This is a genomic window from Amycolatopsis orientalis DSM 40040 = KCTC 9412 (assembly GCF_000478275.1).
In the GTDB taxonomy this organism is placed as follows: Bacteria; Actinomycetota; Actinomycetes; order Mycobacteriales; family Pseudonocardiaceae; genus Amycolatopsis; species Amycolatopsis orientalis.
Map to the genome: position 1 here is coordinate 1 of NZ_ASJB01000014.1, position 317 is coordinate 317.

Below are 317 nucleotides of genomic sequence, written 5' to 3' on the forward strand. Positions count from 1 at the left end.
CAAAGCGTCATCAAACTTTTCTGGCGACCAAAAGGTTTAGCGTATCCCTTAGGCGAGGCTCCGGCGAAACTGCGTTGCACTTCGTCAGCTGACATGGTTACGGTCAGTAACCCAACACCTTATTTCATTACCCTGACAGACCTGAAAATAGGTGGAAAAGTAGTTAAAAATCAAATGATTTCCCCCTTTGATAAATACCAATTTTCTCTGCCAAAGGGGGCCAAAAATAGCAGCGTAACGTATCGAACCATCAATGACTACGGGGCGGAAACGCCGCAACTCAACTGTATCTCGTATGCCGTCTTCTGCTTGAAAAA

1 protein-coding gene is annotated in these 317 nt (G+C 45.4%); it reads left to right on the forward strand.

What is annotated here, in order from left to right; genetic code table 11:
* Window positions 1-317: fimbrial biogenesis chaperone (locus tag L324_RS44380; RefSeq protein ID WP_161780818.1), on the forward strand; the 317-nt coding region annotated here is incomplete at both ends.